The organism is Bacillus sp. BB081 (genome assembly GCF_008368895.1).
Classification (GTDB): domain Bacteria; phylum Bacillota; class Bacilli; order Bacillales; family Bacillaceae_G; genus Bacillus_A; species Bacillus_A wiedmannii.
Genome location: NZ_QOZX01000036.1, coordinates 47479 through 54000 on the forward strand (window position 1 = coordinate 47479; position 6522 = coordinate 54000).

5 protein-coding genes and 1 pseudogene are annotated in these 6522 nt (G+C 33.1%); 2 read left to right on the top strand and 4 right to left on the bottom strand.

The window, feature by feature from the left end:
• Positions 1-244: 244 nt before the first annotated feature.
• A complete protein-coding gene (locus DN394_RS16740) occupies positions 245-1264 on the top strand; it encodes a zinc-binding alcohol dehydrogenase family protein (protein WP_149293992.1) in 1020 nt (339 codons plus the stop codon).
• A gap of 47 nt (positions 1265-1311) precedes the next feature.
• Here DN394_RS16740 and DN394_RS16745 read toward each other — a convergent pair whose 3' ends face one another.
• Positions 1312-2703 (bottom strand): amino acid permease, encoded by a 1392-nt coding sequence (locus tag DN394_RS16745; RefSeq protein ID WP_141542916.1) that lies wholly within the window; start codon positions 2701-2703, stop codon positions 1312-1314.
• A 668-nt stretch (positions 2704-3371) separates the two neighbouring features.
• Positions 3372-4571: a multidrug effflux MFS transporter gene (locus tag DN394_RS16750; RefSeq protein ID WP_098209158.1), complete on the bottom strand. Its 1200-nt coding sequence runs from the start codon at positions 4569-4571 to the stop codon at positions 3372-3374.
• A 364-nt stretch (positions 4572-4935) separates the two neighbouring features.
• Between DN394_RS16750 and DN394_RS16755 the strand changes: the two genes are divergently transcribed.
• Positions 4936-5502, top strand: coding sequence for a DUF5823 family protein (locus DN394_RS16755; protein ID WP_098109959.1), 567 nt, complete (start codon positions 4936-4938; stop codon positions 5500-5502).
• 66 nt (positions 5503-5568) lie between these two features.
• Here the strand turns inward: DN394_RS16755 and DN394_RS16760 are convergent.
• Together DN394_RS16760 and DN394_RS16765 are read right to left on the bottom strand one after the other, a co-directional pair.
• A pseudogene (locus DN394_RS16760) lies at positions 5569-5858 on the bottom strand (hypothetical protein).
• A 312-nt stretch (positions 5859-6170) separates the two neighbouring features.
• Positions 6171-6449, bottom strand: coding sequence for a hypothetical protein (locus DN394_RS16765; RefSeq protein ID WP_097918075.1), 279 nt, complete (start codon positions 6447-6449; stop codon positions 6171-6173).
• Positions 6450-6522: the final 73 nt, after the last annotated feature.

The following is a 6522-nucleotide window of genomic DNA, read 5'->3' on the forward strand; positions in this document are numbered from 1 at the left end:
AAGTAACTACAAGTATAATATAACAGTTAGTATTGTTCAATGCAAGGTACACTGGAAAAATAAGTATACCTTTCATCCGACGCTTATAAAATCAAAACGGTGGGTGGTCCTCTCCAGTTGCAAAGTTCAAAATAAAGCTGAAACAAGTCTTTTACAAAATGGAAAGAACTCAACTTTTTACATAATGATACTTTCCCTACTATAATAAAGGAGAATGACTCTTACTTTAATGGAGGGAATAGAAATGAAAGCAATTGGTTTATATGAATACTTACCTATTGAAGAAGAAAACAGTTTAATTGATATTGAAGTTGAAAGACCTGTTGCTACAGGAAGAGATATACTCGTTAAAATTAACGCTATTTCCGTTAATCCAGTTGATACAAAAGTTCGCTCTCCGAAAAATAAAAAAGAAGATGTAGCGAAAATACTTGGCTGGGATGCTAGTGGTGTTGTCGTGCAAACAGGCGAAGGTTGTACGTTATTTAAAGAAGGCGACGAAGTGTTTTACGCTGGGAGCATTACGAGACAAGGTACATATAGTGAATATCATTTAGTTGATGAAAGAATCGTCGGTAAGAAACCAAAAACGTTAAGTGATGCTGAATCTGCAGCACTTCCGTTAACAGCTATTACAGCTTGGGAAGGTTTATTCGAACGTTTGGGAATTGATTATAATAAGAAAGATACAAATACATTTAAAAACATTTTAATTATCGGTGGAGCTGGTGGTGTAGGTTCAATTGCAATTCAACTTGCGAAATGGGCTGGACTGAATGTAATCACAACTGCATCTCGTAATGAAACGATACACTGGGTTGAAAAATTCGGTGCCGATTATATCGTTAACCATCACCAACCTTTACAAGATCGAATATTAGAATTCGGGATAAAAGATGTAGATTATATTTTCTGCTTAAACAATACAGATCAACATTGGCAAGCAATATGTGACCTCATTAAACCGCAAGGAAAAATTTGCTCTATCGTAGAAAATGAGCACCCTCTTGAAATGGGTATTTTAAAAAGTAAAAGTGCTACATTCGTTTGGGAGTTTATGTTTACAAAAGCGATGTATGAAACTGGCGACATGATTACGCAGCACGAACTATTAAATAAAGTAAGCGAACTTTTAGATGAAGGTATTTTAAAGACTACTCTAAATGAAACATTAACACCAATTAACGCTGAAAACGTAAAGAAAGCACATGCCCTGGTTGAAAGCGGAAGTACCATTGGGAAAATCGTTTTAGAAAAATTTTAATAACAAAAAGTCCGATTTCTAAATAAGCAATCGGACTTTTTTCACCTTTATTTACTTGAAATCTCTTGATCATTTTGAACGTCTAACGGAGGTCGTTTCCCTATTCCGAAAGCATAGAAACTAATTGTTACGATAGCTAAGAAAACAATACCTACAACTAGTGAAATACGAGTATCATCGTTAAACCACATTCCGATTAACACCATAATTAAAAAAGCAATTGTTAAATAGTTCGTAACAGGAGCAAATGGCATTTTGAATGGATGATCTTTCATCTCTGGCCCTTTTGCTTTTCTAAAATTAATTTGACTAATTAAAATGACGAACCATGGTACCATACCAGGAAGTACACTCGCACTATATACATATACGAATAAGTTTTTCGGTGCAATATAACTTAATACCACACCAACCGCTAAACCGATAATTACGCCAACTGTACCGAATAAAGGTACACCATTTCCAGAAAGTTTCGTGAAATATTTCGGCGCTTGTCCATTTACACCTAACGTATAAAGCATACGGCCCGCACTATAAATACCGCTATTACAACCAGACATTGCCGCTGTAATAACAACGAAGTTAATAAGTCCAGCTGCTGCCGTAATACCAACCTTCGCAAAAGTTGCTACGAACGGACTACCAATTGTACTTAATTGATCCCATGGATACACAGTTACAATAACGAAAATCGCACCGATATAGAATATTAAAATACGCCAAATTGTACTTTGAATCGCTCGTGTAAGTGTCTTCTTCGGATTCTTCGCTTCACCAGCAGTAATCCCGATTAATTCCACACCTTGGTATGCACCAACTACAAGTGATAATGCAAAGAAGAATCCTGAAAAACCACCTGTAAAGAAACCGCCATTTGACCAAAGATTAGATATGCCAATCGCTTCTCCGCCGTTACCAATTCCAAAGAAAATAAGTCCAAATCCCGCAATAATCATTAATAGAATCGTAACGATTTTAATCATCGCAAACCAAAATTCAAATTCACCAAATGACTTAACAGAAATTAAGTTAGCTGCGCCAAGAATAACCATTGCGATTACACCTGGTATCCAAGCTGGTAATTCAGGGAACCAATATTTCATATATGCTCCAACCGCAATAATTTCTGACATCCCAACGATAACCCACTGGAACCAGTTACTCCACGCTGTCATATAGCCAGCTAGCGGATGAATATACTTATGACCGAACGTCGCAAATGAACCTGTACTCGGCTCCATATACAACATTTCACCCATCGCACGCATAATGAAGAAGATAAAAATACCTGCAATTGCATAAGCAAGCATTACTGACGGACCTGTCCATTTAATCGTGCTGGCCGACCCCATAAACAAACCAACACCAATCGTTCCGCCTAAAGCGATCATTTGAATATGACGTGCTTCTAAGCCCCTTTTCAATTCCTTGTTTGCCACTTCACTTCCCCCTCTTAGATGATTCATAGCCGCATTTTAAAACAAGATGCTTTCCCCTAATTCCTTTCGGCCCTGAAAATGATGAAGCAAACGTCATTTTAGACTAACTTTAAAGCTATCCTAAAATCGTTTTTTTCCTCTTACAAAATTCTCAAAACCTTTCATCTTCCAATATTCTATAAATCTTAAAATTACTTACCTTATATTAATTCATTTATCTGAAAAGTTCAATTATTTTTTCGGTAAATCATTATACATAGTCTGATTAATTTTTAACTAAATTAACAATAAAATACATCTATTCAATATGATTCCGACATGAATATTATTACAATATAAATAACCGAGGAGAGTATTTCTTCCTCGGTTTCATACTGTATATACTTCACTAATTATAGTTTGTACTGTAATTGCTTACACATGCAATTAACGCACCACGCAGAAATTTAATATATTAATAGAACTACAAAGTCACTAGCCTCTACATCTCTTATTTATTCCATTACCACAGCTAAAAATCTTCTATCCCATCTCCTACTTTAAGAAAAATATAACTACACTTAAAACAATCAACAATCGCTTTAATTTTTGTTCGTATATCCAATAATCATTTTCATAAAATATAAAAGAGTCTCATTAAAAAATGAGACTCTTTTACCATTTCATATTCAAATCATTTTTGAAGCTTTTCCCCCTAAAATAAACACTTTCGTAAACACCATCATGATAACTACAATAGCCAGAAAATAAAGTGGCATCACCAGTAACGAACCTGTATGCAGCTGACTCATTCCCAAAATAGTCATCGTTACAATTACATAGTACCCTAAGCTAAACAATGCACCTGCTGTACCAATGACATCTTGAAAATCTACTAACGCTAAGCTTAAACAGTTAGGTAATGCTACTCCAATTCCTAATAGCAATATAAACATCGCTAGTAAAAATCCAATCATATATATTACATTCGGATTTGATCCAACAAACGTAATAACAGATAAAAAGATAGCTCCTCCTGTCATTACAAGACAACCGATATATATAATCTTCTCTGGTTTATACGTGGCAAGCAATCGTTTTGAAACTTTCGCTCCAATAATAGAAGCAGAAGCAACAACAATTCCTAAAAATCCATACATACTAGGCGATAACTGAAAGTATTCAATAAAGATAAACGGCGCTTCTGCATAATAGCTAAATAAAACACCATTCGCTCCTCCAATTAATAACCCATATGTTACTACTTTCGGATTTGTAACTAACCTCTTCAAGACTGAAAGCACATTTATTTTATTCGTTACTGAGTCCGTTTTTGTTTCCGGAAGAGAAACAAACGTATACAGAAAAATCCCGACACTCATAACTACTAAACTTAAAAATACGATTTTAAATCCAAACATTTGATCAAGAAAGCCACCAATTAACGGTCCTATCGCTGGTGTAAAAGCAATGACTGCCGAGATTTGAGCAAACATAACATGCCTCTTATGCCCTTCTACACTTTCACGAAGAATCGTTTGTGTAACAACAGAGCCAGCACTTGCTCCAAACGCTTGAATAAAACGACTTAGCAATAAAACTTCAATGGAATTTGCAATAAAGCATAAGAAACTCCCAACGCCATATACGACAATTCCAAATAACATTGCCGGGCGACGGCCAATTATATCTGATAACCATCCAATAAAAAATACACCTAAAGCAAATCCAGCGAAATACACACTAAGAGTTAACTGTACCTCATTATTACTTACATGTAGCGCCTGTGAAATGTCAGGTAAAGACGGTGTGTAAATCGTTTCACTAATTTGCGGAAATGCCACAAGAATAATCATTAACAAAAGTGATGGTACTGAGACTTTTTTCATTTTTCATACCCTCCTATAACTTTGAAAATCTCAGAAATAAAAAGACTTTCCTAAGCTACGGAACAGGAGGGGCCATTATAGAAATTCGATCATAAAACAACAAAGAAAACACCTCAATTACGTATGTTAATACTTATAGGAGGGTAATATTAACATTGATTTTAATATATACTTTTTCAATTATATTACATATTGCGTTTCTTTTTCTAGTGTTTGGCCTTAGAGTATTTGTTAAAAATATAACTTGATGCTATCACCTTTTTATGGAATAATTAGGAATAGTTTGAATTGATAGTTCTAATTATGAAACGATAGACTAGCATATTTTAATGTCGCAAAGCTTACAAACAGGAGGCCTTTCGTAATGATTGAAATTTTAAGGACAGTAATAAACTTCCTAATCTCTCTATTCTCAGGAGAATTACCAATTGTATATTATGTATGGATTATTACCCTATTCCTAATTCAAATAACCCAATCTACTCTGAATTATAAACTCTTTAACAAGAAAGATAATTTCAGCACTTATACATCGGAAGGATTACTTGCTTTTATTATTTTATTATTTGGAGGTATGTTAGTATCTAAGTTACTTGCTTACATAATAGACGATGCTATTATTAGTATGACCAATGTAACACATTATTTTATTTCTCTTATTATATTAACTATATTTGTCGTCATAAGCTGTCTTAAAGATTTTATAGAAACATCTATCAAAAATAAAAATGTGTCTCTTTTTAGCTTTTTAGTAGTTTCCTTAATAACTAGTATACTTTCATTCAAGTTTTTATCACCTTTAATCGAAGGTTCTTTTTCTCTTTCTAAATCTTTTATAACCACTTTAATCATTCTTGTAACTATATCAATTCCTCTATTAATTGCCTTAGAGGAAAAATATGCAGATGAAAAAGAAACAGAAAATGTATAACTTCTCATTTACATAAAAGAAAGAGGGAGCTCCCCTCTTTCTTTTATATCGTCCTATTTCACAAGATTAAATAATCCCTTTTAATATCAATCCTAAAACTGACATTACTATCGCACTAATAATAATCCGCAAAATCCAAGTTGTGTTTGCACTTATTTTTTTTAATTGCTTATTGATTGTTGCTATGTCTTTCTCATTAATTTCTATAATTCGCATATCTATTGTTGCTATGTCTTTCTCATTAATAATGGTACGCATTTCTAAATTTCGAATGTCTCTCATAATTTCTTTTTACTCAGCCTTGAGACTGCAATTTCAGCATAAACATCTTCCGTATATTCATAACATCTTTTCATTCTAATATACACACTATCAGACGACTCTCTTACCCGTGAATACATGCCGTATATCCGCGCGCCAAATTATTTGTACAATCTAATTGAATTACTCACATGTTTCCTTTCTTATATATAAATCAGCGTTAAGATAATATGCAATTAAGATAAATTAAAATTGGAAAAGGAACCCCTTGTTTATTTAACAACAAACAAGGTGCAATCCAACATCCGGGAGCACCTACGATAATTTCTATTGTTTTAATCAACACTTTCACATTTACAACTCAATATAGTCAGTATGATTTTATGAAGAGTCTACTTTTTAGCTGCTTAATGTATACTAATATTAATACGAAACAGCTGTATTGATAAACTCTCTAAAACAATAAATATACTAGCTGAAACGAACCTATATCCTATATTTTTCCCAGTAACATTAATGGTTATTTCTGATAAATTCATTTGTATATCATTGTTTTCAAAAATTTCATCCTCAACCTTTACAATATCTGCTTCACAATCTACTTCTTTAAAAGTTTTCAATAATTTTGTTTCCAATAAACTACAATCAAAGTTCTCATCTTTTATTACGGCAAATTTAACCTTCATATTGATTTCCCCATTTTTAACAAACTATAATCATTAAATCAATATAAATATATATTATTCTATTAAATAATAC

Coding starts and splice junctions, on each gene's coding strand:
- DN394_RS16740 (WP_149293992.1), top strand. CDS start 245: ATGAAAGCAATTGGTTTATATGAATACTTACCTATTGAAGAAGAAAAC.
- DN394_RS16750 (WP_098209158.1), bottom strand. CDS start 4,571: ATGAAAAAAGTCTCAGTACCATCACTTTTGTTAATGATTATTCTTGTG.
- DN394_RS16755 (WP_098109959.1), top strand. CDS start 4,936: ATGATTGAAATTTTAAGGACAGTAATAAACTTCCTAATCTCTCTATTC.
- DN394_RS16765 (WP_097918075.1), bottom strand. CDS start 6,449: ATGAAGGTTAAATTTGCCGTAATAAAAGATGAGAACTTTGATTGTAGT.